Raw genomic sequence first — 24,423 nt, forward strand, 5'->3', positions numbered from 1 at the left:
GGCGCATCGCAGCAGATCAGACCACAGCCGCCCCGCTACCAGCGCGGAACCGGAAGCGGTAGCCGACCGGTAGCAGCGGCGACCGAGAACGGTAGCGCGCTACCGGTTACCGCCGCTGCTACCGGTTCCCGCTACCGGTCAGCTACCGGTTTGAAGCCCAAACCGGTAGCAGCAGAACCAGCCCTTGACCTGAGAACCACCACCGGCCGCTACCGGTGCTACCGCTTTTCGACGCAGCACAGCACCCCGTAGGTGAAACACGCCACAGGAGACCGACATGAGCACCCCGCAGCACACCGAATACGACCGCGCGCTCACCGCCGACCACCGGCTCCGCGCCCTCGCTCAACTCGTCACCGCGCTCTGCCAGTTCGTACGCCCCGCAGACACCATGTGCGGCGGATGCGCCTGGGACGCCCTCGTCAAGCCCCTCGCCACACCCCTGATCGGCTGGGAACGCGGCTACAAACCCGAGGCCGCCAAAGACCCCGACCCAGACCGCGCGTGGCGCATCTACACCGGCGGCGAGTGGCTGGCCGGATGGAAGGAAGCGGAGCAGGACCGTACGCCGGCCAGCACCGACACCGAGCAGTGGCTGCGCACCTCGGAAGCGTGGGACGCGTACTGCGGCGAGCTGATCCGCCAACTCAACGCCGCCGACCCGGCGCACGGCCACGGGATCCAGCGCTACGGCAAGGCCAAGACGATCGCGGCCTGACCAGACTTCCGGCCGTCACCAGGCGGCCGGCCAACCCGCCCACCGAAGGAGAACGACCATGACCGAGCAGACCATCACCCCGCAGAACGACCCATGGACCACCGACACCACGACCAAGCCCCGTAACCGCCTGCCGCTCACCACCACCCACGACGGCCCCTTCAACGACCGCATCCAGATCAAGAGCACCCAGGGCAGCGCCAACGCCGGGCACTACAGCGGCTACTTCGTGACCATCGAGACCGGCGAGGAGACCCTCGTCTTCACCCCGGACGAAGCCCGTGCGATCGCCGCGAGCCTGACGCAGGCCGCCGACGAGACCGCGCTCAACGAGCGGCTCGACACCAACTGCTCACTGCACGACGCGGTGCCCGGCGAGAACTTCCCCGGCAGCTCCTGCACCTGCGACGCCTGACCCGCGCACTACGGCCGGCCCCGCGGGTGACGGGGCCGGCCACCCGGCAGCATCCCAGACCTTCAAGGAGGTGACCGCCAGTGACCAGTAATGGCCTGACGGAACTCGACGCCAAGGCTCAGGCCGTGGTCCTGCTCGCCCGTGGAACGAACAGTGACAAAGTCGGCGAACAGGTCGGCGTGTCCGGGCGCACGATCCGCCGCTGGGCAGAGGCCCCCGAGTTCCGTGCCGAGGTCGAGGCCGCCCGGCGGGCGCTCCTCGATGAAGCCGTCCGCGCCCTCTCCTCTGCCGCACGGGACGCGGTCACTGTCCTCCACGACAGCCTCAGCGACGACAGCCCCGCCATCCGCCTCCGCGCTGCTGTCGCCCTCCTCGGAGCCCTGCCCAACATCGCCGAGCACGTGGCCCTGGAGGAGCGCGTAGCTGCCCTCGAAGCGGCCTTCGACACCGAAAGGACGGCGGCATGAGCCGCAGACTGACGACACGCCTCCTGCGCCTGGAACAGGCCGCCCCCAAGGCCCTCGACAACCCGGAGTGCCGGCATCACGGGCAGGCCTGCCGCATGGGCCGCGACTGGCCGCAGCCGTACGTCCACGACGTTGAAGACGACCTCGCCGAGTTCATCACCGAGGCTCACCGTGCCTGCGGGCGGGAGACCGAACCAACTCGTCGTGAGCGGTGGGAGATCCACGTTCATGAGTTGGTGCCGGCTGCCGAGATCGAGCAGCGGAACCGCGAAGTCGCCGAACTGATCCGCGAGGTGGAGGTGAAGAACGAACGCATCCTCGCCGAACTCACCAGCGAGGACAGCGACGGGAGCCCGACCGCCGCCTGACGCACACCCCAAGGGGGTCCGGACCAAACCGGACCCCCGGCACCCACAGCAGGGAGAGAGCATGTCCAACGTCAACAGGCCCGTGATCGCGTCCGCGGCCTTGCATGCCGAGCGGATCCGCGCGGCCGAGCAGCAGCGAGCAGAGGCGCCGAGGGCCACGCGGACCGGGCAGTCGACGGCCGAGCGGTACGCGGAGCGCGCCCTCGCCGGACACCGTGCGGATGAGGAACTGCGGACGCGAGCGCGGATGAACGAGCTGCGTGCGCGCGGCGTCATCGGCGCCGATCCCGAGCCGGACGACGAGGAAGAGTACGACGACACCGACGAGGTCGAGGAGTACGAGGAGGAAGGCGAGCAGCCGGTGAGCACGGCCGAGCGGTATGCGAGGAGGGAGCGGGAGCGGCAGGAGGCTGGGCGCCACGCTGCCTTGGCCGCGCGCCGAGGAGCGACGCAGGCCGTTCGCCCCGTGATCTTCTGACCGGATTTCACCGGCCGCTGAATTGTGCCCGGCCGCCCACGTGGCGGTCGGGCACAATCATGCTGGCGGGCGGCTTAGTCGGGGTCGCCGAATTCGTCCGCTCTGAGAGCCAGTCGGCGCAGTACGTCAGCTGAGGTGGTGTCGAAGTCTCCGGTGTCGTGAGTGTGGGCGAGTTCTGTGAAGGCGACGGTGAAGGCCCCGACGAGCTGGCGAACGGCCCTGGTCCACCTCTCGTTCATGGCTTCGGCGATCTCCTGATGTGATGCAGAGGTGGGCAGGGAGAACCCGTATGCCAGGACTTCGTTGAGCATCGCCGTGACGGGGCCGTCGGTGGTGTCGACGTCTTCGGCCCTGCGGCCTTCCTCGAGCTGCTGTGCCCATTCGCCAGCCTGAGTCAGCATGCCGACGACCCGCTTTATGACCTCGCTCTGCTCCATGCGGTGAGCGTAGGACGTTCGGGTGATGCTGTCGCCGCCCGCTCGCAGGCGATCCGCTCGCGTACGGCGTCCGGTACCGGCGTGCCGCGCCGGTTGACGTGACGTACGCCGCGCCGAGTCCTGAGCGCGCCCGTATCGACCGCCACGGCCATCAAGACCGCCGACTCCCACGGGCCCAACGCGAGGACGTCACAGACGCGTTCGGCGACGTCGATGGCGGGCGGTCGGCGTTCCTCCTCGATGGCCTGCACGGTGTGGGCGGACGTGCCGATAGCCGCGGCGAGGGCGTCTCGGGAGAAGTACCGGTCGATGCGTGCGTTGCGCAGCAGGACGCCGAAGCCGAGCGGGAGCGCCGACCAGCGCGGTGAAGTGGTGGATGCCATACGCCACAGCATCCGGCAGGCAATGAATCGTAGGCAAGGTATGCATCTGACCTGTGATTCAAAGGCTAGTTGAAGTAGAATCAAGTCAGGCCGTGGCGCCCGTGATGGGGCCACCAGTAGTCCGTGATGGACACCCGGGCACGACGAGCGGGACCGCTCACCAGTCAGCCCAGGACGGGCCACCCCCATCAGCTGCTCACCCTGGAGCACCCTCGTGGCCCGCGTCTTCGACGGCGCCGCCTTGCGCGATCAGCGCAGGCTCGCCGGAATCACCGCCGCTCAACTCGCAGCCGTAGTCGGTCGTACGGAGGACGCCGTCTGGTCGTACGAAACCGGCCGGGCCACCCCGCCCATCGACATCGCCGCCGCCCTCGCCGATGCACTCGACGTCCACCTCGACCAACTCCTCACGCACACCGCAGAGTTGGCGGTCGCCTGATGGCCGGCCAGTTCCGCATCGCCGAGGGGTACGTAGAAGTAACGGCCGACGAGTCCGGCTACGACCGCGCGATGGATCGCCTGAAGTCGAAGCGCAACGAGGTCGGTGTCCGCCTCAACCTCGACGACAAAGACGCGAAGACCGGACTCGACAGGTTCCTCCGCGACCGCTCGATGCGCGTCAAGGTCAACCTCGACGGCACCGCGTTCAGCGCCCTCAACCTCCGCGACCGCCGCCTCAACATCCTCGCGGAGCTGGGCGAGTCCGCCCGCCTCGCAGCCGAGGCTCAGCTCGCCACCCTCACCCGTGACCGCATCGTCCGTATCACCGCGGACCTCGACACCCGCGCCGCGGCGGACGACCTGGCTTTGCTCACCCGGGCTCGCACAGCGCGTATCACCGCGGATGCCGACACCCGCTCGGCGGCCGACGACCTCGCGCTCCTCACACGCTCCCGCACCGTCAGCGTCAGAGTCGACGTCGACCGCTCGGCGCTCGGCATCCTGGCCGGCCTCGGCGGCTCCGCCGGTGGCGTCGGCATGCTGTCCTCCCGCTTCGCCGCCCTCACCGCCGCCGCCCTCTCCGCGCTGCCCACGATCGTGTCGCTGGGCGCCTCCCTCATCCAGATCGGCCCGGCCGCGGCACTGGCCGCACCCGCCGTCCTGTCCCTGGGTAGTGCGTTCGCCGCGATCAAGCTGGGCACGTCAGGCATCGGTGCCGCTTTCAAGCAGGCGTTCACGCCGGCAGTCACGTCGGGCAACGCGGCTGCCGCTGCGACCCGCCGTGTCGAGGATGCGCAGCGCTCCCTCGCGAAGGCCCAGCAAGGCGTGAAGGACGCCGAGGTACGGGCAGCTGAGGCGCGCGTGCAGGCCGCCCGGCAGGTGGAGGACGCACAGCGGTCCCTCAAGTCGACCGTCTCCGACGTAGCCGACGCGAACCGGCGGGCGGCCGAGTCGGTGGCGGGCGCGGAGCGGGATCTCGCAGACGCGCAGCGGGCCGCGCGGCAGGCTCAGCAGGACCTCACGCAGGCCCGCAAGGACGCCGCGCAGGAACTCGAAGACCTCAACAACAGGCTCGCCGACGCCCAGTTGGACCAGCGGCAGAAGGTGATCGATCTCCAGGACGCCGAGAAGCAGCTTGCCGCGGACAAGGCCGCCGGGTCGAAGGTGTCCGCCGAGCAGTTGGCGAAGGACCAGCTCGCCTACGACAAGGCAGTCCAGGCCCTCAACGAGCAGCAGACCGAGACGCAGCGGTTGCAGGACCAGGCGGACGCCGCGAACAAGGCCGGGGTCGAAGGCAGTGCGACGGTTACGAAGGCCAAGCAGGGCATCGCGGACGCCAACCAGACCGTCACGGACAAGACGCAGGCGTTGAAGGATGCGGAGATCGAGCAGTCCCGCGCGGCAGTGGATGGCGCGCAGAAGGTCGCGAAGGCCGAGCGGGACGTAGCCGACGCGCGGGCTGCCGCGACGAAGGCCGCCGTTGATGGAGCGAGGCAGATTGCCGATGCCCAGCAGTCGGTGGCCGACGCGGCCCGCAACGTGGCCGACGCGCAGACCGCCGGGGCCGCGGCAACGGCAAAGGTTGCCGACGCCATGGCGAAACTCGCACCCTCCGCGCGGGAGTTCGTCAAGGCCGTCGTCGCGCAGGGAGGCGCCTGGCGGGCCCTGAAGCTGGACATTCAGGAACGGCTCTTCAAGGGGCTCGGGGACACGTTCACGACGATGGCGCGGGCGACCCTGCCGTCCGTCCACGACGGCCTGGTGGGTACGGCCGGGATCCTCAACACGATCGCGAAGAACGCGGCCGGCGCGGTGACGGAGCTCGGCAAGACCGGGATGCTCCGCAAGCTGTTCGACGGCCTCAACGACGGCATGCGCCCGCTCACGAGGATCCCGGGCCAGTTCGTCACCGGGCTTACGCAGATCTCCGTCGCTGCCTCGCCCGCGTTCAAGCGGCTGTCGGACGGTGCGGCCGGCGCGGCCGACAGGATCTCGAAGAAGATCAGCGACGCCTTCAAGTCGGGCGCGCTGGAACGGGCCATCAACCACGCCATCGACCTGGCGAAGCAGTTCGGCCACCTGGTCGGGGACATCTTCGGAACCCTCGGCAACATCATGGACGCCGCGCAGCTTGGCGGCGCCAACGCGCTCACCACCCTCAGCGACGCCTTCGCGGAGCTGCGCCGGGTCACGGGCCTGCCGGAGATGCAGAAGGCGCTGGGCTCGATCTTCGGGTCCCTGCACAAGATCGCGTCGGTCCTCATCGACGTGGTGGGCGTAGCCCTGGAGAACCTGGTGCCGATCGCGGCCCCGTTCGTCTCGATGATCGCGGACCTCGCGGGGACAGTGGCGGGCCCGCTCAAGTCGTTCTTCGAGTTCCTCGGCGACCATCAGACGCTGGTCGGATCGATCGCGGCCGGGATCCTCGCCATCGTCACGGCGATGAAGCTGTGGGAACTGGCCACGATCGCAGTCACCACGGTGCAGGCCATCTTGACCGCGGTCATGGACGCCAACCCGATCGGCCTGGTCGTCCTTGCGGTGGCTGGTCTGGCGGCTGCGTTCGCGTACGCGTGGTCGCACTCGGAGACATTCCGTGCCGTGGTCACGGGCGTCTGGGACGGAATCAAAGCCGTCTTCGCGACGACGTGGGACTGGATCAACAAGCTGGTCATCCAGCCCTTCAAGGACTTGTACGACATCCTCGTCGGCCACTCGATCATCCCGGATCTGGTCAACGCGATCACCGGTTGGTTCAGTGGCCTGTGGACGAAGACGAAGGCGCTGTTCACGACCCTGAAGAACGGTGTCGTCCAGATCTGGCGCGAGTTGTGGACGGCCCTGTCGGGTGCCTGGACGACGTTCTACAACGGGCTGAAGAACGCGCTCAACGGCGCGTGGACGTGGGTGAAGAACAGCTTCACCAGCCTGAAGACCGGCATCTCGAATACGTGGTCGGCGCTGTGGAACGGCGCGAAGAACACCGTCTCCGGGATCTTCACCACGATCAATTCGAAGATCTCCGGGTTCGGCACCGGGATGCGGAACGCGTTCACCAACCTGAAGAACGCGTTGGGCACGATCTGGGACGGCGTCAAATCCAAGATTGCCGCACCGATCCGCTTCGTGATTGGGACCGTCTACAACAACGGCATCCGCACGATGTGGAACTCCATCGCGGGGAAGATCAGCAGCAAGATCACGCTGCCCAAGGCGCCACTCGGCTTCAACCAGGGCGGTGAGGTTCCCGGCTCCGGGAAGGGCGACAAGGTTCCTGCGATGTTGGAACCGGGCGAGCGCGTCCTGTCCAACCCGCAGGTCGCCCGTCTCGGCGGTCACCGTGCGATCGACGCCATGCTCGGCGCTGACCACCCCGTGAAGACGGGCGGCAACCCGTCGCCTCAGCAGGAGAAGCAGCGCTACCAAGGACCGACCCAGCACTTCGGGAACGGGGGCATCGTCGGCTCCGTCACCTCCGCGATCGGCGGCGCCATCTCCTCGGCGACCTCGTGGGCGAAGGACCTGGTCATCGGCGGCCTCAAGTCCGCCGCGCAGAAGGCGCTGTCCTCGCTGGTGCGGCCGCTCATCAGCCGCATCCCCGGCGGCAACGCAGGCATCGGCGGGCTGATGAAGGACACCGCGAACAAGGCCGTCGACGGGATGCTCGGCTGGTTCGGCAACGAGGACAAGAAGGCCGTCGGCGGCCCGGCCGTACAGAAGGCCCTGTCGTGGGTAAAAACGCAGAACGGGCTGCCCTACCAGTGGGCCGGCAACGGGAACCCCAGCTGGGACTGCTCGGGTCTGATGTCCGCGATCGAGTCGGTGATCCGCGGGGAGAAGCCGCACCGCCGGTGGGCGACCGGCAGCTTCGTAGGGAACAACGGGCCGGCGGGCTGGGTGCGGAACCTGAACTCCCCGTTCATGATCGGCATCACGAACGCGGGCGTCGGCCACACCGCGGGAACGCTCGCCGGAATGAACGTCGAGTCCTCCGGCGGCGCCGGCGTCCACATGGGCAAGAGTGCCCGCGGCTACAACGATCCCTTGTTCACGTCCCACTGGGGCTTCGCACCCGCCGCAAAGTACGACTCAGGTGGCCTCCTCCAGCCCGGCGCGACGCTCGCCGTCAACCGGACCGGGAAGCCGGAAGCCGTCCTCACCGCGGCCGAGCGGGAAGCGTTCCAGAGCATGCTCCGCAACGGCGGCAGCATCACCATCGAGAACATCACCGTGTCCGGCACGTTCGACTTCTCCACTCCCGCCGGGCAGAAGCTGGCCGCGCGGCAGTTGGCGGCGGCGATGAAGGAAGAGATCCGTAAGAGCGACAGGAGCCGCATCTGATGAGTCTCGACGGCATCACCCCGCAGGCCCTCGACGACTTCCTGCACTGGCCCGTATGCCAGGCCGGATACGTCTTCACACAGGCCGTGTGGGGCGACCACAGCCTCACGGATGCGTGGCCTCTCGTCGACCCGCTCTTTCGCCGCTGCTGGGCGCAGGGCTGGCTACAGGACCAACGGGACCTCACGCGGGCGTGCGGCTTCGATCCTGACGAGGTCGTCGAGGCCTTCACCGCCGAGTGTCCCGAGCATCCGCTGTGGCCGGAGTTCGAGCGGCTCCAGCTGGAGGCGCTGCACGGGTGGAAGCAGGACGTCCACGAGTGGGGCGCGACCGCTGAACACAAGCTGGTCGGCGTCGACCTGGAGCTGCTGTACATGCTGCCCCGCCCGGAGTCGGGGAACGTGGTGGCGGAGGGTTCCCCGTTCGTTCCGCTGCTGATGCGGTACGACGTCGAGGCGGGCTGGCGGGTCCTCAACTGTGTGAGCGAGCACGTGCCTGTTCCGGGCTGGCCTCCGCAGTTGAGGGGCGAGTCGTGAACGTGATTGCGGAGCTGCGGGTGCCGCCGCTGTATCGGGGTGATCGGCAGGCCGCGTGTCCCGTGTGCGGCCAGTTCGACGAGCTGACCCTGATCATCGACAGCGAGGACGCGAGCGAGACGCCGGCATTCATGCGGTGCGACGACGGCCACCAGTGGGCGGAGCCTGCCGTCCCTCGCCGTATCGGCGCCGGGCTGTTTGCCCTGAGGCTGCGCGACCATCCCGAGCTGATCGACTGGTCCGCCGTACAAGACGGCTGAGGGCCCCGACCGGGAGACGCGCGTACCGGCCGGGGCCCTCTTGGTTCCCGTCTGCCCCATGGCGCATGGGGTACTGGGCAGGCGGGAGTTCGTGTAACCGCCGCTATCCGCTCGTGGGCGCCACCTCGTCGATGACTTCCAGCACCGAGCCGAGCCGGTGCCGTATGCGCTCGACGAGAAGGATGAGGCTCGCGGCTTCTATCGACCCGAGGTCCGAAGCGCGCGCGGTCGCCAGGTCGCGGCGCGCGAAGTCGACGACGGTCTGCTGTGCCGGTGTGAGCGGTTCGTTCAAGGCGGTTCCTGTAGGGGTTGTACGGCGGCCGCCCAGCCTGGGGGACGTGTAGGGCGGCCGCCCTTCCTGCTGCCGACAGTCTCCGCCGGCAGCAGGGTCCATGGGGCGGTCAGCCTCCTGACCGTGCGGCCTTCGCGATCAAGACGCGGGCGAAGATGCGGAGCAGAACGGGATCCGGCTCGACAAGGTCGGCATGCGCGCGGTGCGCGTAGACGTCCCGCCCCGGCCCGCTCATGCCCTCCTCGTGCCACAGGAGGACCGTGTCGTCCGGGTCGGTCAGCGGGCCGTCGCAGTACCTGCAGAAGCGCATGGTCATGACGCGCTCCCTGTACTGGCCGGGCGGTGGTGGTTGCGGATCTCGACGTTGCAGTCCGTCGCCCGCGAGAGGTCCCCGTCCCGGGTGGCCTCGGTCCGCTGCCGGGCCAGCGCTGCGCACACCCCGCAGTCAGCCGGCGGCATCGGTTCAGCGAGCGGCAGCCCGAGTACGGGGGGCGGATCCATGTCCGTTCTCATCGAGCAGCCTCCGAGAGTCGTCCACCAGGGCCGAACGCGGCACCCAGCAGTACGGGATCGGTCAACCGGCCGGTACCGTCCGGCCGTTCCAGCCACATGCGTCCGTCCACCGCGTACAGAACGGGTGGGCACTTGAGGACCCAGCCGGGCGGCCGGACGGTGAGCTGCCGTACGTCGTCCAGCTGGTCGCCCACGTCGGGCGGGAGAAGCCACCAGGCCCGTTCGGCGTCTACGTCGGCGAGGACCGGGCCCAGGCGCTTGGAGCCGATCCGCTGCATGGCGTGGACGGACGGCAGGAGGGGCGCTTCGGCGGCCCGCCAGTGGATGCCGGTGGGGAAGGGAGCGAGTTCCTCGCGGTCCCATCGGCGGCGCGCGTCGGTGGGTTCAGCGGTGCAGGACAGCAACCAGTCCTGGCCTTGCTGTCGGAGCGACAGGGCGGGCTTTGTGGCCATGACCAGGACCGTAGGGAGGACCGAGAATCAGCGTGCGGTCTGATTCGCGAATATTCGGCTACGGCCTGTGCTGATGCGCGCTGATGCTCAGGCGAGGTCGGCGAAGTGGGCGCGCGCCCGGGCGATCAGGCGCCGGGCATGGGTGCCGTAGACCGCCGCAGAGTCGAGGCTGTCCCACACCCGCCGGTACAGGGCGACGCTGTCCGTGTCGTCGAGCCACAGCTCGGCGTGCCAGTCCTCAACGATGACGAGCCGCTCGTCGTACAGCCAGAAGGAGTTGGCCGGCGGGACCCCAAGCTGCGCGCCGAAGGGCACGATGCCCAGGCGCACGGTGTCCAGGCCGATGACGCTCGCGAGACGGTCCAGCTGTGCGGCGAGGACGTCGGGCGGCGCCATACCGGCATGCAGGGCGGCCTCCCACATGACGATGTGGAACGTCCGGCCGGGCTGGTACAGCATCTCCTGGCGCCGTACACGGGCCCGTACGGCGTCCTCGACGTCGCGGGGCGCCTGCTGTAGCTCGGCCATGCGGGAGAAGACGTGCCGGGCGTAGTCGGGCGTCTGGAGGATGCCGACGACCATGGCGCTCTGCCACACGCGGAAGTCCGTGGTGCGCTCGTACTCGATGGTGAGGACGTCCTGCACCGGGCGGTGGCCTGCGCGCAGTTGGCGCCGCCAGGACCGCGTGTGCGTCTCCAGCCCTTGCAGGCGGGCGACGAGTTCCTCCGTGGTGGACGGGTGCCCGGTGGCCTTGGCCCACGCTATGAGGTCCTCGGGGGTGGCTGTCTGGCGCCCGGTCTCCAGCTTGGACACCTTGGCCTGCGGCCACTCCAGCAGGGCCGCGAGTTCCCGTTGGGTCTTGTCGGCGCGCAGCTCACGGAGCCGTCGGCCGAGCGCCTCGCGGGCCTGCTGGAAGTCCGTGGTCACATGCCGAAGTTACCGCTCGGCCTGGTCGTAGGGCACGGCGTGGTGCCATGCGGCTTCGCGTACCTGCGCGTAGCGGAGCACGTCCACGGGGTTGGTGAGCAGCTCGATCTCGGTCAGCTCGTCGGCGTCGTTGTGGTGGAGCAGGGCGACCACACGCGAGTCGAAGATCCAGAAGTCCTCTCGGGGCAGGCCGAGTTCGTCGGCCTTGCCGCGGGGGAGGACGCGGATGTCCTCGCCGACCGCGGCGTTCCGGCGGGCGTTGTCGAGGAGGTACAGCTGGCCGGGGGTGGGCGGCTCGTCGAGGATCCGTACCCGCTCGAACCGCTTGCCCAGCGCGGTCTGTTCGCGCCGACCGACACACCACGGGTCGTCCAGGTCCCAGGCCACGGTCCGTCCGTCGGCGAACTGGCGGTAGGTGTCGGTGTCCTCGTCGGACGCGTACCGGCCGCGGGTCTCCAGCCTCCACGCGGAGTGCTTGAGCTTGGCGAACATGCCGCCGAACTCGTCGAAGCTGATGAACTGGGGCACGTGCACGGGCTCCTTCGGGCCGAAGTTCGCGAGCAGTTCCCGGGGCACCGTCACCGCGGCCTCGCCCTGCGCGAGGTCGAGCTGTCCCAGCTCGGCCGGGTCGGTGACGGGGTCGCCCTGCACGACGTACGTGTCGGTGCCGGGCTCGGTGTACAGGGTGGGGCATCCGTCGTTGCCGGAGTTGGTGCCGACCTTCCACAGTCGCCGGGTCATGGCGTTCCCTTCGTGGGTGGGTGATCTGCGAGCGCACGGTAGCTGTCGGGCTGATGGCCGCAACAGGGCGCATGGACAGAGCTCTCTGCGCGGCCGTGATGACCGTTCAGGGGAGTGCGGTTCGAGGGGTGACGAGTGGCGCGAAGCCGGGGCCGGGGTGAACCTGAGGCCAGGTCAGTCCAGCAAGGAGGCAGGCATGGCTGTTCGGACGTACGTCTCAACGAGTGCGCGTGCCGACCAACTCGACGAGGCCCGCCAAGCGCTAGGAAGCCTTGACCCCACCCCGCTCGGTCCTGTCGAGGTCACGCGCCCTGACGTTTCCGACGCCCTCACAGGACTTTCGGTCTCGCTCTCTGGCGATGTCCGTGAGTCGGTGAAACAGCAGCTCCGCACCCGAAGCGACTTGGAGTACATGGTCGAAGTGCGGGACGTAGATGAGGAGTGACGCAGTACGGGGAGGGAGGCGCGGCGGGGGAAGCTGAAGTGCCCGTTTCCCGTTTCCCGCAGCCGCGGGAACTTGCCTCCCTTGCCTCCCCAACCGGCCATTTGTGCAGGTCACCGATGGGGAGGCAGCAGGGGAGGCGGGCAGGGAGAACTCCCCAAGATCCAGCCGCCTCCCTCCCGTCAGATGTCGTCCTCCTCATCCTCCACAGCGTCGGCCGCTCGGTCGGCGAGCGCGTCGAGGAGGCGCTGCCGGCTGACGTGCATCACACCGCCGGTCTTGTACTCCCCGTGCCCGCAGTCGTCGAGGACGCGCGCGAGGTCGCGGAACGACCACCCGTCGTACTCGGCAGGGTTGTGGTCACGCAGCCGGTGGATGACGTCCTGCGTGCGCAGCTTCGCCTCCAGGCCGAGGACGGCGAGGATGTCGGCGAGGTGGTCGACCGGCTCGAACGCGGGCGCCTGAGGGGCGGCGCTCCCGTCGTACAGGGCCATGGCGCGCTCGACGACCGGGGTCACCTGGTCGATGCCCTTGTCCGGGTCGCGGGCCACGTAGTGGGCGCGGACCACCTCGAACGGCTTGCTGCTGAACCCCACCGTGACGGCGGTACCGACATCCTCGCCGGGAATCAGGGTGGTCGCGGTGACGCCCGCCTTGTGCTTCCCCGAGCCGAGCAGGCCATCGTTCGCCACGTGGTCGCCGACCGCGAACGCCACGCGGTGGGAGGTGTTGCGGGTGACATCGCGCGGCAGCGAATCGGCGGTCGGGGAGACCGTGACCCACACGAGGGTGATGGCGGTCTTCCTCGCCTTCTTCATCACCTTGATGGCCAGCTCAGCGGCCTCTTTGCCGTACTCGCGGTGCATGAAGAGTTCGTGGCACTCGTCGAACACGACGACCTTCGGCCGCATCCGCGGGTCCTTCAGCGCCAGCTCGCGCGTCACCTTGGTGGCGCCGTCGCCGAGTTCCTCCAGCAGCTTGCCGCGGGTGGTGACCTCGTCGCGCAGGTCCCGCAGGGCGTCGAGGGCGGCCTTGATGTCCTCGTCGTCGTCGCCCTTGACGAGCGTCCGCAGGCGCGGCCTGAGCGGGTCGTAGTCGGTGTTGTACGCCATGACGTACGCCTCGACGATGACGAGCGGGTCGAGGATCGCGCCGAGCAACAGGGCGATGACCAGGGACGACTTACCTGAACCCATGATCCCGCCGACCATGTAGTTCGCGGCCATGAGCTTGCCGATGATGGCCTCGCCGCGCTGCGACACGGCCACGGGCACCCCGCGGAAGTAGTCGGTGACGCCCTCGGTCAGCAGCGGCCACGGCGGTACGACCCCGGACAGGGAGCCCTGGTCGGCTACCCACAGGTCGAGCACGCCGGGCTGCTTGGGCGGTTCGGTCGGCCACACCTCGACGGGCTTCCGGAGGAGGTTGTGGGCCAGGACGGACTTCTTGGCGGCGATCATCTCGACGGTGACGCCCATGGGCAGCTGCAACTGGGTGTGCCAGCCGTTCCCGGACCGGGTGGTCGGCTGCTCCCAACGGGGCTGCCAGCCGTCCTTGATGGCCTTGTTGAGGGGGGCGATGCCGAGATTGCCGAGCGCGCGGAGGATGGCGCCCTCGTCGGGGATGACATCGCGGCCGTCGCCGCCGACGGGCAACGCCCATGTGGGGGCGGTCTGCCGGTGCCGGCCAACGGCCCACATACCGGCGAGCGCGAGCCACGGCAGCGCGGTCAGCAGCGGATCCCAGATGACTCCGGCGAGGAACGCCACCCAGGCGACGAAGGAGACCGCCGCGGCGAGCGGAGTGACGACGTCGTGCACATCGTGGTTGGCCCACGCCAGCATGATGCCGATCATCAGCAGACCACCGGCCCCGGCGACGGCGCCCATGAACAGGGCCTTCGGGGCGTTGATGGCCAGCTGTAGCAGCTCCATACGGCGTCGGTGGCGGGACTGGCGGAAGATATAGGCGCGCTGCTCCCAGTCGCGGGCGACGTCCTCTTGGCCGGCGGCCTCGGCGGCGCGCATGAACCGTTCGTGCCGGGCGGTTGTGCGTGCGTCCCAGGTGCGCCGGGTGAGGATGCGCGCGCCGCCGACCAGGTAGGAGCCGTGTCGGACGATGATCCGGTAGGTGTCGTGCTCGCGGGCCTCGACGACAACGCGGCGCAGGTGGTCGATGCGGACCCGGCGGCGGCCGGGCTGCGGCTTCTCGGGCGCGGGCGCGGCGGTCGCGGCCGGTGAGTGTTCGGGGGCGAGTTTGAGCAGGGACACCTTCGGTTCGGCGTGCCCGTTGACGCGCTCGGTGGTGGTGTCGGTCATCCTGGTTTCTCCGGTCGCTCTCTGGGTGGTCCGGGCCCGGGGACGGCGCACTTCTTGGCGGTTGGACGCCGTCCCCGGGGTGCAGCTACTTGCCGTTCTTGCGCCGCTCGGCGGTCTTCTCGATGCGCTCGGCCTTGCGCTTCAGGTCGGAGATGTCGACCTCAGGTCCGGCCATCCCGCGCCACCCCATGCGAGCGGCGAGCAGGACGATGCGGGTCTTCTCGCCGGTGGTGAAGTCCTTGAAGCGGAAGTCGTCGGCCATGGGTCAGTACTCCGTTCCGGCGGTGGGGAGTTCGGGCAGCGGCTCGGGCAGGACGGCCGCGATCGCGGCGTAGGACTGCGCGACCTCGGCCCACAGACGGCCGGCGGTGGCGAGCGGCTCGACCTTGTGCAGGAAGTCCTGGTCGCGGGCGTACCGCTCGGCGTCCCGCGCCAGGGCCTCGGCCTTGGCGGTGGCGCTCCACGCCAACTGGACGTACTGCTCTGCGGTGGACTTGTTCACGGGGTTCTCCCTGGTTGTGGGCCGGGCTGTCCGACCTCACCGCACCCCCGCACGTGTCCCATCTGGGACACGTCGCGGAGGACGGAAGGGCAGGTCAGCGGCCGTTGGCGAAGTCGCGCCACATCGAGCGCAGGACGATCAGGCAGGCGGTGGCGCAGGTCGCGCCGATGGCGACGGCGACCGACGCGAGGGCGAACGCGAGGGCCAGGGCGCAGGCGACGCAGCCGCCGACGATCGCGAGGCCGCCGATCGTCCACCACTTCTTCGCGTCGAACGTCGGCTTGGCCTTGTGCTGGTGCTGGCAGGCCGGCGCCTGCTGGGTGGTGGCGGCCTTCGCCAGCTCGACGGCGGCGAGCGCCAGCTGCACGGCGACGGTGTTCGTCTCCGCCTCTCTCGCCGCGGCCTCCGCCTTGTCGAGCGGAGAGGGCTCGGTCACGGCGCCCACCGCCGCACACGGGGCAGTCGCGGGCGGACGAACAGACCGGCCGCGAAGGCAACGACGACCGGCTTGCCGAGGATCGCCGCGGCGATGGCGACGACGACCGCGAGGAGAGCCGGGTACAGGAGCAGCAGACCGAGCAGCGCGCCGAGGATGAGCCACTTCACGACCGGGCCTCCTGCGCGACCTGCTCGGGGGCGAAGCGGGCGTGCACACGGGCACGCACGGCCTGCGCCGCCTGGTGGATGGCGGACCGTGCCACGTCCTCTCGCTGCGCCTTGTATGCGGCGGCGAGGACGTTCAAGTCCTGGCGCAGTTGCGTGCTCTCGGGGAGCAGCAGACCGGGCGCAGGAGGCGCCGCAACAGGGTCCGCGGGAGCAGGTGCCTGCGGGGGTGTTTCCGCCAGGTCCCTGCGCACGGTGTCGCGGGAAACGCCCAGCTCAGAAGCGATCTCCGCCGGGATCATGCCGCGGGCGGTGAGGTGGGCGACGACGATGCGGCGGGTGTCGCGCGAGAGGGTGCTCACTGGTCCTCCCATTCGAAGTCGGAGACGCGCACGATGCGGTGCGCGGCGAGGCAGGTGCCCTCGCGGTCCTGCCGCGCGTTCGCGTCGAGCAGCGCGGCCATGAGGGCAGGGACAGACGGGAGCGGCCGGGCCGACCGGCACGCCGCGCGGATGGCGGCACGTTCGGTCGGCCGGCTGATGTGGCCGCGCTTCACTCGGCACCTCCGTTGAGGACCGCGGTGAGCTGGTCGCCGAGGTCTCGGAGCTGGTCGGCGTACCGGTCGAGGGCGGCGGCGAGGCTGAAGATTTGGACGGGGTCGAGGGTCTTGCCGAGCGGGTGCACGGAGACGCCGGGTGTCCGGCCGCCGAGGTGGGCCGGGCCCGGGGCGGCGTGCGGGGACTGCACGATCTCGGCGGAGAACACGGTGGTGCCGAGGTGGGTGAAGTCGACGGCCGGTCCGGTGTGCATGAGGTCGGCGCGGGCGGTCTCGGGGTCGTGGTGGCTGTGTCCGGCACACCATGCTGGGCACGTGAGGGTGACCGGGCCGAAGTCCGAGGTGGCCAGGGTGATGGTGCGCGGTTCGGTGCTCATCGATGCTCACCTCCGGGGCGGTTCTCGTCGCGGCTGAGCTGGGATGGCAGGACACGCGGGGCGTCCGCGATCCACGGGAACGGGCGCAGGGCGCCAGCGGCCTTGAATACGCGAATCGCTGTACCGCTCGGGGCGTCGGGCAGGCCGTACACGCGCCCGCCCTCCAGCGAGGCAAGGAGCCGTGCGGCGTGGTGCTCGCAGCCGTGGGCGCCCGCGTTCGCCGCGTCGAGGACGGTGACCGCGACCGGGCCGGTGCACGGGGTGGGGTCCTCGGGGTGCGCGGCCGGGCAGCGCCCACTTCCTCCAGAGCTGGGGGAAGAGGTGTCCGGCTCGGCGTCGAGGGCGCGCAGCAGGATGCGGAGGGCTTCGGTGAGACCGCCGTGGGCTTCGGCGTAGGCGTGGATGTCGCCGAGACCGACGGCGCCGTACCGGGCCAGCATGTGCTGCCCGACGCGGATCGCAACAGCGAGGTCCGACGGGTCAATAGGCCCGGGCAGGGCGCCCACCGTGAGGGTGGGCGCCTGCTCGGCCGGGCTCGCGCTCACGCGCTGGCCTCGGGTCGTGCACCGGCGAGGAGGTCGGCGAGTTCGCGGATACGGAGCTGCGGGTCCGGAGCCTGGGCGATCAGTTCGACAACCCGGTTGTGGAAGGCGTCCAGTTCGGGGCTGCCGAGGCCGGCCGTGGTGCTTGCGGCGTGGTTGGCCTCCAGCTGCTCGATGATCCGGGCGGCGTCGGCGCTGATGGTGGTCATCATCGGGCAGCCTCCGCGGTCTCACGGATCCGCTTCGGCAGGTCGAGCGCGGTCTGACGGGCGATATGCGGGTCGCCGCCGTTCCGCACACTGTCGGCGAGGAAGTCGAAGACGTAGCCGTAGCCGTCCCCGCACTCGGTGCGGGCGAACTCGATCGCGGTGAACGCCCACAACCGGTCGGCGATGGAGGCCCGCAGCGTCTCGGCGAACTCCAAACCGGCCTTGTCGGCGCCGACGACCTTGGCCACGGCGGGCATGATCTCGGCCACGCTGTCCGCCATGTCGTCGAGGGTGGCGGAGGGGTTGGGCTTGGTGATGGCCTCGTTGTAGGCGCAGGTGGCGACGTAGAGGCCGGCGGCGGCGTAGCGGGTGTGCTCGTCGCTGTGCTCGGTGTGCTCGCGGGCCCCTGTCGTGGTGTCGGCCGGGTGGCTGGCGGTCTGGACGGCGTACGGCAGGTGACCGGTCGCCGTGGCGTCGACGGCGGGGACGTGGTTGGTACGCATCAGGCAGCCACCACCGTCAGGCTCTCGATGCCGGCCAGAACCTCGACGCGCTCCACCTTCAGGGACGGCGCGCAGTCCTTCATGGGGACGGGGCCGAGGTTGTTGGCCTTGAAGATGCGGGTGATCTCGGCGAGGTCCGGGGTCTGCCGGGAGGACGGGGTGCGGAACACCTTCCATCCGCCGTAGATGCCGGCGGGCAGCTTGTCGAGGATCTTCTTCGCGGCGCGCTTGCCGCGGTCGGCGCGGCGGGCCTGGTCGGCGGCGCGCTCGTACTCGCGGGCGGCGGACTCGATGGTGTCGGTTTCGGGCATCTCGTCGATGCCGTAGACGTCGCTCGGGTCGGGCGCTTCGACGGTCGCGGCCGGCGCCTGGTCGGCGGGGGCCAGGGAGCGGAGGGTGTCGGCGGCGGTCTCGACGAGGGCGCCGATCATGGCGCGGACCGTACGGCCCGTACGAGGGGACATGAGAAGGTTGAGCATCGGTTCTCCCTGTTACAGCAGGTGGTTCCGTAGGCCCTCGGTCGGCGCTCCAACGCCGCTGGGGGCCACCGTTCTTTCCGAGCGGCTTGGTGTCCACCATACACGGGTTAGTGTTCAAAGTGAACACTGAAGTAGGGATAACGTCATCGGGTCTGAGATTGCCCCAGTACACATCCCGTACAGGTCAGTACGGGATAGTCGAGGAAAGTCGAGGACCGTCGGGGATGGAAAACGCGCAGGTCAGGGGCGGTGCAGGACGTTCGGGCAGGTTGCCGCAGTGCCTCAAATGACCTTGTAATGCGTAGGTCGTCGGTTCGAATCCGACAGGGGGCTCATCCTGAAGACCAGCTCAGACCACGTCTGAGCTGGTCTTTTTCGTTCAGTGGATGCGGCGGCGGGCACCGGAGTGCGCCGCGCGGCGGTCCCCGGTCTCAGTTGCGGGTGCAGGGGCAGGTTCCGGGGTGGCCATGCCCATCGCCCGCGAGGCCACCACGCGCATGCTCCGCGCCAGTAGCCGGCACATCCGTGGTCGGAGCGGAGGACGTGGACGTCATATGTCGGATCACCGCGGCCTTCAGCGCACTGGTTGCGGCTGGCGACTGTGCTTTGCCGGAACGTTGCACTGTGAGTGAGTCAATAATTGTGTTTGTGAGCTGAGAGTTTGCCGGACCATGCAGCGAGAGTTTTTGTCGCAATGGGTGGAGTGGAATTAGTTAACCGGCGCGGGCCGTGGTGGCGTGCTACTGTTGATCTCAGTTGCAGTTTTGGTTCCCGAAACTTCAAGTGCTCCCACTCGGCTTCGGCCGGAGAGAGCGCTTTTGTATTTCCGGTCGTTTTCCGGGCGGGGTAATCATTGCGGCGACACGGTCTCCGCGCAGTGCGGATTCCGATGTACTGCCCCGAAGGAGATATGACATGGCTGCTGGTACCGTGAAGTGGTTCAACGCGGAAAAGGGCTTCGGCTTCATCGAGCAGGACGGTGGCGGCGCTGACGTGTTCGCCCACTACTCGAACATTACCGCCCAGGGTTTCCGCGAGCTGCTGGAAGGCCAGAAGGTGACTTTCGACATCGCGCAGGGCCAGAAGGGCCCGACGGCCGAGAACATCGTTCCGGCCTGACGCTGACGAGCGCTTTGTAGCGGGGGCCCGCATCCCTCGGGGTGTGGGCCCCAGCTACACGCGTTTTCCCGCAACGGTTTCACCTGCGGGACGGCTCGGAGAAATCCCCAGCGCCACCACGTGCGGCTCATCCTTCAGAGATGCAGACGCAACCTGAAGAGCCGCGCCGCAGTCGATGCCCGGATTGTGCGTCGCTGCTACGTAATTCATTTCAGCACCTGTGCCCGCGTGGGTTTCCGTCGGCCGGATCTGCTTTCTTTTGCCTTTTGTCATCGGTCCATACTTGTAGTTCTCCGTGCTGCTCAATGCTGCGGGAATTCCTTGATATGTGCCACATCGAGGAAGGTTCCGCATGAACCGCACACGTACGAACGACCGCTCCGCCCGCACCCGTAATGGCAGCGCCGACGCAGGAAAGGGCGGTAGCCGCTACGGCTCGTCGGCACCGCGCCGTTCCGGCGGGCCTGTCCGTTCCGGCGGTTACGGCCGTCGGCCCGCCGCGGTGCAGGGCGAGTTCGCGCTCCCTGAGACGATCACCCCCGCGCTGCCCGCCGTTGAGGGCTTCGCAGATCTCGACATGCCCGAGCAACTGCTGGCCGAACTGGGCAGGCAGGGTGTGAGCGCACCGTTCCCGATCCAGGGTGCGACGTTGCCGAACACTCTGGCGGGCCGTGACGTCCTGGGCCGCGGGCGCACCGGTTCCGGCAAGACCCTCGCCTTCGGCCTCGCCCTGCTCGCCCGTACGGCCGGACAGCGTGCCGAGCCCCGCCAGCCGCTGGGACTGATCCTCGTACCGACGCGTGAGCTGGCGCAGCAGGTGACCGACGCGCTCACTCCGTACGCCCGCTCCGTCAGGCTGCGGCTCACCACTGTGGTGGGCGGGATGTCGATCGGCAGGCAGGTCAGCGTGCTGCGAGGCGGTGCCGAGGTCGTCGTCGCGACCCCGGGCCGGCTCAAGGACCTCATCGACCGTGGCGACTGCCGTCTGAACCAGGTGGGCATCACGGTGCTGGACGAGGCCGACCAGATGGCCGACATGGGCTTCATGCCGCAGGTTACCGCGCTGCTCGACCAGGTGCGTCCGGAGGGGCAGCGGATGCTGTTCTCCGCCACCTTGGACCGTAACGTCGACCTGCTTGTGCGCCGCTATCTCACCGACCCCGTCGTGCATTCGGTCGATCCGTCGGCCGGTGCGGTCACGACGATGGAGCACCACGTCCTGCACGTCCACGGCGCCGACAAGTACGCCGCCACGACCGAGATCGCCGCCCGTGAGGGCCGGGTGATCATGTTCCTGGACACCAAGCACGCCGTCGACCGGCTGACGCAGGACCTCCTCAACAGCGGGGTCCGGGCCGCCGCGCTGCACGGCGGCAAGTCGCAGCCGCAGCGCACCCGCACACTCGCCCAGTTCAAGACGGGGCACGTCAGCGTGCTGGTAGCGACCAATGTGGCGGCGCGAGGCATTCACGTCGACAACCTCGACCTGGTCGTCAACGTCGACCCGCCGACCGACCACAAGGACTACCTCCACCGCGGTGGCCGTACCGCTCGTGCCGGCGAGTCCGGCAGCGTCGTCACCCTCGTGACACCCGGCCAGCGACGCGGCATGGCCCGCCTTATGTCGGACGCCGGGATCCGGCCGCAGATCACCGAGGTCCGCTCCGGCGAGGCCGAACTGAACCGCATCACCGGTGCCCAGGCTCCCTCCGGCATCCCGGTCGTCATCACCGCACCGGTGGCCGAACGCCCCAAGCGCAGCGCCTCCTCCAGGGGCCGGCGCCGCCCCTCCCCGGGAGCCCGGCGCGGGCCCGTACGCCAGTTCGTCGTCGGTACGGCGGCCTAGGACCTTCGTGATCAGGAAGCTGACCCATCTCTGCAGGAGGCATCTTTTGACGCTGGTTGAGACGCAGCCCCGCCCGGCGAACGCCGGCCCTGTGTACAGGGCGCCGGCTGAGGTCATGGAGGTGGCCGGACCGCAGGTCTGGGACGACATGAGCGTCGAGGTGGCGCTGTCCGTCATGACCGCCGCCCGCACGGCCCGGCTGGTCGTCTGCGACCAGGACGGCCAGTGCACCGGCCTGGTCACCCGGACCGAACTCACCGCGGTGCGCGACAGCTCCGCCTACACGGACCGCGTCCGCCTGCGCGACATCCTCGGCGACCACCGGTCGTTCACGTCACCCGTGATGACGATGGCCGAAGCCGAGCACGCGATGCGCTCCCGTCGGCTCGGTGCCCTGCCAGTGGCCGACGGGCAAGGCGGCGCCCTGGGCGCCCTCGCCCTCTCCCGCTGATCCACCTCACCCTGGTCGAACCGTTCTCCCCTTCTCCCTGTGAGGCCCCATGCGCTGCGTCATCGCCCGTTTCCCCTTCGAGCTCACCAAGAGCGGTGTGCTGGAATCGATGAAGGGCGTCAAGCCCGAGCAGGTCATGGGCGAGTCCGTGATCATCGGCCGCCGTCACTACCCCGTCAAGCAGGTCGGCCAGGTCATCACCCGCCAGGACCGCCGCGACTTCAGCGCCGACGAAGTCCGTCGGGCGATGACCAAGCTCGGCTTCACCTGCCGCGCCCTCCCCAAGGCCGTACCCGTAGGCATCCTCGGCTCGCTCCGGCAGGCTTCCGCGATGCTCGGTACTCCCATGTCCGTCTGACCGACGCGACGGGCACACGGCGACACCTGAACAGCAGTGGGCCCGGCCGACGCAAGTCTGCCGGGCCCACTGCGTGCGACGGGTTCCCGTCGCCGTGGTCCCTCAGCGGCCGGAATATCAGTGGTCGGAATAGCTGAAGTCGCCCACGGTCCAGGCACTGACGTCCTCGATCGCGACCCGGTACATCCCGCCCGTCTCCGGGATCCCCACCGTGCCCTGAAGAATTCGGGCGACGTGGAAGTGCAGATGAGTGGGTGGCCCGTCCTCCTTCGCGGGGGTGTCGAACACGGCGGAGAACTCTCCCAGGCGGGCGGAATCCGTCAGAACCTCCGACACCCTCCGCCTTCACACGGCTTCGGGAGCCAGTCGGCCGGTGATGACAGTGCCACCGGTGACCACGGTCAGGGACATCTGGTTGCTCTGCCCGGACTCCACCACGGTGGCGACGTCAACGAGCAGCTCGTCATGCTTCGACATGGGTCAGATTGTATTTGCCGGCCGTCCGGCTGCTTCAGCGGTGGCGTTACCGGGCTAGGAGGGCGCTCACGATCTTGCCGCCGTCCGCCTGGCGGGTGACCGCGGTGGTACGTGCGAGTCGGTTGACCATGGGCCAGCCGAAGCCTCCGGTGCCGTCGTTCAGGTCGGGGGTGCGCATGCGCGGCATCTCGGGGCTGTGGTCGTGCACAGCCACCTCGATGCTGTCGGGGTGTGCGGTCAGGTCCAGGGTGCAGGTGCCGCCGCCGTGACGCAGGGCGTTGGTGACGAGCTCCGAGACGACCAGGACCACGGTGTCGGCGTCCTCGGCTGTGATCGGACGTAGGAGACCTCCGAGGAAGTCCCGGGCGCTTTCGCGTGCGCCGACGACGAATGTCGCGGAGCGGACGGTTGCGACGTTGACGCTCATCGTGTTCATCAGGTCTCCCCGGTCTGTGGATCGTCTATGTCCGGTTCTGCCTACCGTGTCTCGTTCCCGCCTGCGGCCCGTTAACCAGGCGCTGACGGCCCCTCCTCCTGCGCCGGCCACTGTTCGAGGTCGATTGCCTCTCTGTCGAACGCGCGGAAATCTGTGTTTGTCGGAGTAGACATTGGCCTTGGGGCGTGGTTATGGTTCTCTCGTAGCCCAGAGAGACAGCAGGGCCTGGCAGACACGAACTGCCGGGCGGCAGTACATGCAGGCAGTGCATGCAGTTCGCAGGACGGTGCGGTGGTGGAGTCGCGAAGCCAGGGCGGTTGCAGGACGGCGACGCGACTGGCGACCGTACCGGGTGGCCCGCGGTGATCAGGGGCCGCCGTGAGCAGGACCGCAAGGGCAGTACCCGAAAGTGCAGTTCGCGGTACCCAGCAGTGAAGTGAGTGAGCAGCACCTCGGTGAAGGCGTCGGCTGCGGACGCGCGCACCGGGAGGTTCGGCAGTGGGGTTCCAAGCCAGAGCAGACGCATGACGGGCGACGGGGCTGGCTGCCGAAGAGCGGTGCTGTCACAGGCCGCCGAGCAGTACGTATCACCAGCAGTGCGCAGTACCGCCATTTGTAGGCAGTTGATCCCAGAGGGAAGAACGGAGGAGCCGAGCGCCATCAGGATCGCCCGGGCCGACATCTTGAACCCGGGTACCGCAGGACATCGATAGTGAGGTGGTCTCCGGTCAAGCAACCGCGATCCCAGCAGCCGCGACAGCGTTCAGGTCCGGGCTGCGGAAACAGAAGGCCGACGCAGTAACAGGGTCGGCAGATGGTGTAGGAGTTCCTTCGGGGCCCTGGTGCGATGAGCATCAGGGCCCCTCCACGCGTTCCATGGAGAGGTGCAGATGACAGCAGACGACTCGTTCAGCCGTATCGACGACGACGACTACCCCGCTTACACGATGGGCCGGGCCGCCGAACTGCTCGGCACCACCCAGGGCTTCCTGCGCGCCATCGGCGAAGCCCGCCTGATCACCCCGCTCCGCTCCGAGGGCGGCCACCGCCGCTACTCCCGCTACCAGCTGCGCATCGCCGCCCGCGCCCGGGAACTCGTCGACCACGGCACCTCTGTCGAGGCCGCATGCCGCATCATCGTCCTCGAAGACCAGCTCGAAGAAGCCCAACGCATCAACGCCGAATACCGCCGCGCCGCAGAATCGTCGAACCCGACGACCACGGACTGAGACGGCTGAGCCCGTCGGCAACGGCGGGCACCGTACTCCCGGTCCCGGTCCCGGTGTTCGGCGTGATCGCTTCCTCTGGTGACGCGGGGTGCGGGCATGTAGCGTCTGCGTCAGCTGTCGTGGTTCGGAGTTCCCTATAGCCCACGCTCTTGGCGTGGGCGTTTTGCTGTGCTGTGCCGCAGGGACCAGGGCGATCACCTCCGCCTT

At 69.0% G+C, this 24,423-nt stretch carries 37 protein-coding genes and 1 pseudogene; 15 read left to right on the plus strand and 23 right to left on the minus strand.

All coding sequences use genetic code 11. The features are described 5' to 3' along the window. Positions 1–277: 277 nt before the first annotated feature. The 5 genes from SSP08S_RS35470 to SSP08S_RS35490 all read left to right on the plus strand — a co-directional run bounded on the left by SSP08S_RS35470 (position 278) and on the right by SSP08S_RS35490 (position 2,446). Positions 278–718: a hypothetical protein gene (locus tag SSP08S_RS35470; RefSeq protein ID WP_019072389.1), complete on the plus strand. Its 441-nt coding sequence runs from the start codon at positions 278–280 to the stop codon at positions 716–718. Positions 719–776: 58 nt separating this feature from the next. Next, complete coding sequence (locus SSP08S_RS56490) at positions 777–1,133, plus strand: hypothetical protein (RefSeq protein WP_019072390.1); 357 nt, start codon at positions 777–779, stop codon at positions 1,131–1,133. 80 nt (positions 1,134–1,213) lie between these two features. Next, complete coding sequence (locus tag SSP08S_RS58380; RefSeq protein WP_019072391.1) at positions 1,214–1,600, plus strand: DUF445 domain-containing protein; 387 nt, start codon at positions 1,214–1,216, stop codon at positions 1,598–1,600. After that, a complete protein-coding gene (locus SSP08S_RS35485) occupies positions 1,597–1,968 on the plus strand; it encodes a hypothetical protein (RefSeq protein WP_019072392.1) in 372 nt (123 codons plus the stop codon). The genes SSP08S_RS58380 and SSP08S_RS35485 overlap by 4 nt, the downstream gene beginning before the upstream one ends. Positions 1,969–2,029: 61 nt before the next feature. Further along, the gene (locus tag SSP08S_RS35490) at positions 2,030–2,446 is read left to right on the plus strand and encodes a hypothetical protein (protein WP_019072393.1); all 417 of its coding nucleotides are present in this window, start codon (positions 2,030–2,032) and stop codon (positions 2,444–2,446) included. 74 nt (positions 2,447–2,520) lie between these two features. Here SSP08S_RS35490 and SSP08S_RS35495 read toward each other — a convergent pair whose 3' ends face one another. After that, positions 2,521–2,883 (minus strand): hypothetical protein, encoded by a 363-nt coding sequence (locus SSP08S_RS35495; protein ID WP_026179110.1) that lies wholly within the window; start codon positions 2,881–2,883, stop codon positions 2,521–2,523. After that, positions 2,862–3,266: a helix-turn-helix domain-containing protein gene (locus tag SSP08S_RS58385; protein WP_019072395.1), complete on the minus strand. Its 405-nt coding sequence runs from the start codon at positions 3,264–3,266 to the stop codon at positions 2,862–2,864. Before SSP08S_RS58385 ends, SSP08S_RS35495 begins: the two co-directional genes overlap by 22 nt. A gap of 214 nt (positions 3,267–3,480) precedes the next feature. On the opposite strand from SSP08S_RS58385, the gene SSP08S_RS35505 reads away from it, so the two are divergent. The 4 genes from SSP08S_RS35505 to SSP08S_RS35520 are packed head-to-tail and all read left to right on the plus strand — an operon-like array spanning position 3,481 to position 8,844. Continuing rightward, positions 3,481–3,705, plus strand: a complete 225-nt coding sequence (locus SSP08S_RS35505; RefSeq protein ID WP_019072396.1) for a helix-turn-helix domain-containing protein — start codon at positions 3,481–3,483, stop codon at positions 3,703–3,705. Next, complete coding sequence (locus tag SSP08S_RS35510; protein ID WP_019072397.1) at positions 3,705–8,048, plus strand: hypothetical protein; 4,344 nt, start codon at positions 3,705–3,707, stop codon at positions 8,046–8,048. The genes SSP08S_RS35505 and SSP08S_RS35510 overlap by 1 nt, the downstream gene beginning before the upstream one ends. After that, positions 8,048–8,584, plus strand: coding sequence for a hypothetical protein (locus SSP08S_RS35515; protein WP_019072398.1), 537 nt, complete (start codon positions 8,048–8,050; stop codon positions 8,582–8,584). The genes SSP08S_RS35510 and SSP08S_RS35515 overlap by 1 nt, the downstream gene beginning before the upstream one ends. Next, entirely contained in the window at positions 8,581–8,844 is a 264-nt protein-coding gene (locus SSP08S_RS35520; protein WP_019072399.1) for a hypothetical protein, read from the plus strand. The genes SSP08S_RS35515 and SSP08S_RS35520 overlap by 4 nt, the downstream gene beginning before the upstream one ends. A 103-nt stretch (positions 8,845–8,947) precedes the next feature. On the opposite strand, the gene SSP08S_RS35525 is transcribed toward SSP08S_RS35520, so the two are convergent. The 6 genes from SSP08S_RS35525 to SSP08S_RS35545 all read right to left on the minus strand — a co-directional run bounded on the left by SSP08S_RS35525 (position 8,948) and on the right by SSP08S_RS35545 (position 11,769). After that, positions 8,948–9,136 (minus strand): hypothetical protein, encoded by a 189-nt coding sequence (locus SSP08S_RS35525; RefSeq protein WP_019072400.1) that lies wholly within the window; start codon positions 9,134–9,136, stop codon positions 8,948–8,950. Positions 9,137–9,245: 109 nt separating this feature from the next. Continuing rightward, on the minus strand, positions 9,246–9,452 hold the full coding sequence (locus tag SSP08S_RS35530; RefSeq protein WP_019072401.1) for a hypothetical protein: 207 nt from the start codon (positions 9,450–9,452) through the stop codon (positions 9,246–9,248). Further along, positions 9,449–9,637 carry a hypothetical protein gene (locus SSP08S_RS59830; RefSeq protein WP_245608020.1) on the minus strand — a complete coding sequence of 63 codons (189 nt, stop codon included), beginning with the start codon at positions 9,635–9,637 and terminating at the stop codon, positions 9,449–9,451. The genes SSP08S_RS35530 and SSP08S_RS59830 overlap by 4 nt, the downstream gene beginning before the upstream one ends. An 8-nt stretch (positions 9,638–9,645) precedes the next feature. After that, complete coding sequence (locus SSP08S_RS35535; protein WP_019072402.1) at positions 9,646–10,101, minus strand: hypothetical protein; 456 nt, start codon at positions 10,099–10,101, stop codon at positions 9,646–9,648. An 87-nt stretch (positions 10,102–10,188) separates the two neighbouring features. Further along, positions 10,189–11,028 carry a helix-turn-helix domain-containing protein gene (locus SSP08S_RS35540; protein ID WP_019072403.1) on the minus strand — a complete coding sequence of 280 codons (840 nt, stop codon included), beginning with the start codon at positions 11,026–11,028 and terminating at the stop codon, positions 10,189–10,191. A gap of 9 nt (positions 11,029–11,037) precedes the next feature. Next, entirely contained in the window at positions 11,038–11,769 is a 732-nt protein-coding gene (locus tag SSP08S_RS35545; protein ID WP_019072404.1) for a DUF6879 family protein, read from the minus strand. Positions 11,770–11,965: 196 nt separating this feature from the next. Between SSP08S_RS35545 and SSP08S_RS35550 the strand changes: the two genes are divergently transcribed. Continuing rightward, positions 11,966–12,214, plus strand: a complete 249-nt coding sequence (locus SSP08S_RS35550) for a hypothetical protein (RefSeq protein ID WP_019072405.1) — start codon at positions 11,966–11,968, stop codon at positions 12,212–12,214. A 179-nt stretch (positions 12,215–12,393) separates the two neighbouring features. On the opposite strand, the gene SSP08S_RS35555 is transcribed toward SSP08S_RS35550, so the two are convergent. The 12 genes from SSP08S_RS35555 to SSP08S_RS56505 all read right to left on the minus strand — a co-directional run bounded on the left by SSP08S_RS35555 (position 12,394) and on the right by SSP08S_RS56505 (position 18,300). Then, the gene (locus tag SSP08S_RS35555) at positions 12,394–14,529 is read right to left on the minus strand and encodes a hypothetical protein (RefSeq protein WP_019072406.1); all 2,136 of its coding nucleotides are present in this window, start codon (positions 14,527–14,529) and stop codon (positions 12,394–12,396) included. A gap of 85 nt (positions 14,530–14,614) precedes the next feature. Continuing rightward, the gene (locus SSP08S_RS62650; protein WP_019072407.1) at positions 14,615–14,791 is read right to left on the minus strand and encodes a DUF6257 family protein; all 177 of its coding nucleotides are present in this window, start codon (positions 14,789–14,791) and stop codon (positions 14,615–14,617) included. Between the two features lie 3 nt (positions 14,792–14,794). Then, positions 14,795–15,031, minus strand: coding sequence for a hypothetical protein (locus SSP08S_RS35565; protein WP_019072408.1), 237 nt, complete (start codon positions 15,029–15,031; stop codon positions 14,795–14,797). 94 nt (positions 15,032–15,125) lie between these two features. Further along, positions 15,126–15,467 carry a hypothetical protein gene (locus SSP08S_RS35570; protein ID WP_026179111.1) on the minus strand — a complete coding sequence of 114 codons (342 nt, stop codon included), beginning with the start codon at positions 15,465–15,467 and terminating at the stop codon, positions 15,126–15,128. Next, the gene (locus SSP08S_RS62655) at positions 15,464–15,637 is read right to left on the minus strand and encodes a hypothetical protein (protein WP_019072410.1); all 174 of its coding nucleotides are present in this window, start codon (positions 15,635–15,637) and stop codon (positions 15,464–15,466) included. The genes SSP08S_RS35570 and SSP08S_RS62655 overlap by 4 nt, the downstream gene beginning before the upstream one ends. Then, positions 15,634–15,996, minus strand: a complete 363-nt coding sequence (locus SSP08S_RS35580) for a helix-turn-helix domain-containing protein (protein WP_019072411.1) — start codon at positions 15,994–15,996, stop codon at positions 15,634–15,636. Before SSP08S_RS35580 ends, SSP08S_RS62655 begins: the two co-directional genes overlap by 4 nt. Next, entirely contained in the window at positions 15,993–16,190 is a 198-nt protein-coding gene (locus SSP08S_RS35585) for a hypothetical protein (protein ID WP_019072412.1), read from the minus strand. The genes SSP08S_RS35580 and SSP08S_RS35585 overlap by 4 nt, the downstream gene beginning before the upstream one ends. After that, entirely contained in the window at positions 16,187–16,567 is a 381-nt protein-coding gene (locus tag SSP08S_RS35590; RefSeq protein ID WP_019072413.1) for a DUF6907 domain-containing protein, read from the minus strand. Before SSP08S_RS35590 ends, SSP08S_RS35585 begins: the two co-directional genes overlap by 4 nt. Then, positions 16,564–17,112 carry a hypothetical protein gene (locus tag SSP08S_RS35595; RefSeq protein ID WP_019072414.1) on the minus strand — a complete coding sequence of 183 codons (549 nt, stop codon included), beginning with the start codon at positions 17,110–17,112 and terminating at the stop codon, positions 16,564–16,566. Before SSP08S_RS35595 ends, SSP08S_RS35590 begins: the two co-directional genes overlap by 4 nt. Further along, positions 17,109–17,321, minus strand: a complete 213-nt coding sequence (locus SSP08S_RS35600) for a hypothetical protein (protein WP_026179112.1) — start codon at positions 17,319–17,321, stop codon at positions 17,109–17,111. The genes SSP08S_RS35595 and SSP08S_RS35600 overlap by 4 nt, the downstream gene beginning before the upstream one ends. After that, a complete protein-coding gene (locus SSP08S_RS64290; RefSeq protein ID WP_019072416.1) occupies positions 17,318–17,821 on the minus strand; it encodes a hypothetical protein in 504 nt (167 codons plus the stop codon). The genes SSP08S_RS35600 and SSP08S_RS64290 overlap by 4 nt, the downstream gene beginning before the upstream one ends. After that, positions 17,821–18,300: a hypothetical protein gene (locus SSP08S_RS56505; RefSeq protein ID WP_019072417.1), complete on the minus strand. Its 480-nt coding sequence runs from the start codon at positions 18,298–18,300 to the stop codon at positions 17,821–17,823. Before SSP08S_RS56505 ends, SSP08S_RS64290 begins: the two co-directional genes overlap by 1 nt. 915 nt (positions 18,301–19,215) lie before the next feature. Here SSP08S_RS56505 and SSP08S_RS35615 point away from each other — a divergent pair. Then, positions 19,216–19,419, plus strand: coding sequence for a cold-shock protein (locus SSP08S_RS35615; protein ID WP_019072418.1), 204 nt, complete (start codon positions 19,216–19,218; stop codon positions 19,417–19,419). Between the two features lie 54 nt (positions 19,420–19,473). Here SSP08S_RS35615 and SSP08S_RS62005 read toward each other — a convergent pair whose 3' ends face one another. Next, the gene (locus SSP08S_RS62005; protein ID WP_158697257.1) at positions 19,474–19,725 is read right to left on the minus strand and encodes a hypothetical protein; all 252 of its coding nucleotides are present in this window, start codon (positions 19,723–19,725) and stop codon (positions 19,474–19,476) included. A gap of 46 nt (positions 19,726–19,771) precedes the next feature. Here SSP08S_RS62005 and SSP08S_RS35620 point away from each other — a divergent pair, with 46 nt between their 5' ends. From SSP08S_RS35620 to SSP08S_RS35630, 3 genes are read left to right on the plus strand one after another with little or no spacing between them, the layout of a single operon-like run. Continuing rightward, positions 19,772–21,265 (plus strand): DEAD/DEAH box helicase, encoded by a 1,494-nt coding sequence (locus SSP08S_RS35620; protein ID WP_019072419.1) that lies wholly within the window; start codon positions 19,772–19,774, stop codon positions 21,263–21,265. A 46-nt stretch (positions 21,266–21,311) separates the two neighbouring features. Then, positions 21,312–21,716, plus strand: coding sequence for a CBS domain-containing protein (locus SSP08S_RS35625; protein ID WP_026179113.1), 405 nt, complete (start codon positions 21,312–21,314; stop codon positions 21,714–21,716). A gap of 49 nt (positions 21,717–21,765) precedes the next feature. Then, positions 21,766–22,074: an SCO5918 family protein gene (locus SSP08S_RS35630; protein WP_019072421.1), complete on the plus strand. Its 309-nt coding sequence runs from the start codon at positions 21,766–21,768 to the stop codon at positions 22,072–22,074. A 117-nt stretch (positions 22,075–22,191) separates the two neighbouring features. Here the strand turns inward: SSP08S_RS35630 and SSP08S_RS61240 are convergent. Then, positions 22,192–22,551 (minus strand): annotated as a pseudogene (locus SSP08S_RS61240) (hypothetical protein). Between the two features lie 46 nt (positions 22,552–22,597). Continuing rightward, positions 22,598–22,987: an ATP-binding protein gene (locus tag SSP08S_RS35640; protein ID WP_019072424.1), complete on the minus strand. Its 390-nt coding sequence runs from the start codon at positions 22,985–22,987 to the stop codon at positions 22,598–22,600. A gap of 890 nt (positions 22,988–23,877) precedes the next feature. Between SSP08S_RS35640 and SSP08S_RS35645 the strand changes: the two genes are divergently transcribed. Then, entirely contained in the window at positions 23,878–24,216 is a 339-nt protein-coding gene (locus SSP08S_RS35645) for a helix-turn-helix domain-containing protein (RefSeq protein WP_019072425.1), read from the plus strand. The last annotated feature ends 207 nt before the right edge of the window (positions 24,217–24,423 follow it).

It is taken from the genome of Streptomyces hokutonensis, from assembly GCF_000376565.1.
Classification (GTDB): Bacteria; Actinomycetota; Actinomycetes; order Streptomycetales; family Streptomycetaceae; genus Streptomyces; species Streptomyces hokutonensis.

Coding starts and splice junctions, on each gene's coding strand:
- SSP08S_RS35640 (WP_019072424.1), bottom strand. CDS start 22,987: ATGAACACGATGAGCGTCAACGTCGCAACCGTCCGCTCCGCGACATTC.
- SSP08S_RS35550 (WP_019072405.1), top strand. CDS start 11,966: ATGGCTGTTCGGACGTACGTCTCAACGAGTGCGCGTGCCGACCAACTC.
- SSP08S_RS35535 (WP_019072402.1), bottom strand. CDS start 10,101: ATGGCCACAAAGCCCGCCCTGTCGCTCCGACAGCAAGGCCAGGACTGG.
- SSP08S_RS35645 (WP_019072425.1), top strand. CDS start 23,878: ATGACAGCAGACGACTCGTTCAGCCGTATCGACGACGACGACTACCCC.
- SSP08S_RS35615 (WP_019072418.1), top strand. CDS start 19,216: ATGGCTGCTGGTACCGTGAAGTGGTTCAACGCGGAAAAGGGCTTCGGC.
- SSP08S_RS56490 (WP_019072390.1), top strand. CDS start 777: ATGACCGAGCAGACCATCACCCCGCAGAACGACCCATGGACCACCGAC.
- SSP08S_RS35530 (WP_019072401.1), bottom strand. CDS start 9,452: ATGACCATGCGCTTCTGCAGGTACTGCGACGGCCCGCTGACCGACCCG.
- SSP08S_RS35555 (WP_019072406.1), bottom strand. CDS start 14,529: ATGACCGACACCACCACCGAGCGCGTCAACGGGCACGCCGAACCGAAG.
- SSP08S_RS35515 (WP_019072398.1), top strand. CDS start 8,048: ATGAGTCTCGACGGCATCACCCCGCAGGCCCTCGACGACTTCCTGCAC.
- SSP08S_RS35600 (WP_026179112.1), bottom strand. CDS start 17,321: ATGATGACCACCATCAGCGCCGACGCCGCCCGGATCATCGAGCAGCTG.
- SSP08S_RS35545 (WP_019072404.1), bottom strand. CDS start 11,769: ATGACCCGGCGACTGTGGAAGGTCGGCACCAACTCCGGCAACGACGGA.
- SSP08S_RS56505 (WP_019072417.1), bottom strand. CDS start 18,300: ATGCTCAACCTTCTCATGTCCCCTCGTACGGGCCGTACGGTCCGCGCC.
- SSP08S_RS35590 (WP_019072413.1), bottom strand. CDS start 16,567: ATGAGCACCGAACCGCGCACCATCACCCTGGCCACCTCGGACTTCGGC.
- SSP08S_RS58385 (WP_019072395.1), bottom strand. CDS start 3,266: ATGGCATCCACCACTTCACCGCGCTGGTCGGCGCTCCCGCTCGGCTTC.
- SSP08S_RS35620 (WP_019072419.1), top strand. CDS start 19,772: ATGAACCGCACACGTACGAACGACCGCTCCGCCCGCACCCGTAATGGC.
- SSP08S_RS35485 (WP_019072392.1), top strand. CDS start 1,597: ATGAGCCGCAGACTGACGACACGCCTCCTGCGCCTGGAACAGGCCGCC.
- SSP08S_RS59830 (WP_245608020.1), bottom strand. CDS start 9,637: ATGGATCCGCCCCCCGTACTCGGGCTGCCGCTCGCTGAACCGATGCCG.
- SSP08S_RS35630 (WP_019072421.1), top strand. CDS start 21,766: ATGCGCTGCGTCATCGCCCGTTTCCCCTTCGAGCTCACCAAGAGCGGT.
- SSP08S_RS35510 (WP_019072397.1), top strand. CDS start 3,705: ATGGCCGGCCAGTTCCGCATCGCCGAGGGGTACGTAGAAGTAACGGCC.
- SSP08S_RS35470 (WP_019072389.1), top strand. CDS start 278: ATGAGCACCCCGCAGCACACCGAATACGACCGCGCGCTCACCGCCGAC.
- SSP08S_RS35495 (WP_026179110.1), bottom strand. CDS start 2,883: ATGGAGCAGAGCGAGGTCATAAAGCGGGTCGTCGGCATGCTGACTCAG.
- SSP08S_RS64290 (WP_019072416.1), bottom strand. CDS start 17,821: ATGCGTACCAACCACGTCCCCGCCGTCGACGCCACGGCGACCGGTCAC.
- SSP08S_RS35490 (WP_019072393.1), top strand. CDS start 2,030: ATGTCCAACGTCAACAGGCCCGTGATCGCGTCCGCGGCCTTGCATGCC.
- SSP08S_RS62650 (WP_019072407.1), bottom strand. CDS start 14,791: ATGGCCGACGACTTCCGCTTCAAGGACTTCACCACCGGCGAGAAGACC.